The sequence below is a fragment of the Paenibacillus sp. BJ-4 genome, from assembly GCF_020404765.1.
Taxonomy (GTDB): Bacteria; Bacillota; Bacilli; order Paenibacillales; family Paenibacillaceae; genus Paenibacillus.
This window is the reverse complement of sequence record NZ_JAIVEM010000131.1, coordinates 1-1,019: the sequence shown is the minus strand read 5'-3', so window position 1 is coordinate 1,019 and position 1,019 is coordinate 1. Positions and strand designations below refer to the sequence as shown.

General features: G+C 57.9%; 1 protein-coding gene. It reads left to right on the top strand.

Going from position 1 to position 1,019, the window contains the following annotated elements; translation table 11 throughout:
• The coding region (locus LCF57_RS18935; RefSeq protein WP_226002093.1) for a ketoacyl-synthetase C-terminal extension domain-containing protein at positions 1-1,019 on the top strand (1,019 nt) is incomplete at both ends.

Sequence of the window (1,019 nt, the reverse complement as noted above, 5' to 3'; positions counted from 1 at the left end):
GGACGAAAGGTGGGCTACACGGCTCCGAGTATTGGGGGACAGGCGGAAGTTATCCAGATGGCACTGGATTCGGCAGGTGTCAAACCCGAGACCATTTCATATGTGGAGGCTCATGGGACCGGCACTCCGCTAGGTGACCCCATTGAACTGGCGGCGCTAACGAAGGTGTTTGGAGCTTCGGCGAATGGTCCCTGGTGCGGGATTGGCTCGGTGAAAACCAACGTCGGTCATTTGGATGCTGCCGCAGGGGTGGCCAGCCTGATCAAAGTGGCGTTATCGCTGCGTCACGAGATGCTACCAGCAAGTCTGCATTATACGAAGGGCAACCCGGCAGTGGATTGGGCCAACAGCCCGTTTTATGTCGTAGACAAGACACAGCCATGGACCCATGACCAATCGCTTCATCCTCGCCGGGCAGGGGTCAGTTCCTTTGGCATTGGAGGCACGAATGCGCATGTCATAGTGGAACAAGCTCCTGCACAGCGGACGTCGGACGCTCCATCAGCGGAAGAGGTGCTCGTGTTGTCGGCTCGAACGCCGTCGGCGTTACAAACCATGTGCGAGCGATTGGCAGCGCACTTAGAGGCTCATCCGTCGCAAAAGCTTTCCGATGTGTCTTTCACCTTGCAACAGGGGCGCAAGGCATTCGATCATCGCTGGAGCGCCGTGTGCGGCAGTACGGAGCAGGCGCTGCGCGCCTTGCGAGGCGACGACGTAAGCCTAGTTCGCACTGGTATAGCAACTGCGGGAGGGCGTCCGGTTGTCTTCGCTTTTCCCGGACAGGGAAGCCAATATGTAGGCATGGGCGCGGAACTGTACGCGCAGGAGGCGAAATACCGGGAAACGGTGGATCACTGTGCCGAGCTGTTAAAGCCGCAACTGGGTATGGATATCCGGGATGCGTTGCTGGGAAGAGAGGGCTTTGAAGAGAAGCAATTAGAGGAGACATGGCTGACCCAACCAGCGCTGTTTGTGACTGAATATGCCCTGGCCCAGTTGTGGATGAGTGTGGGGGTGAA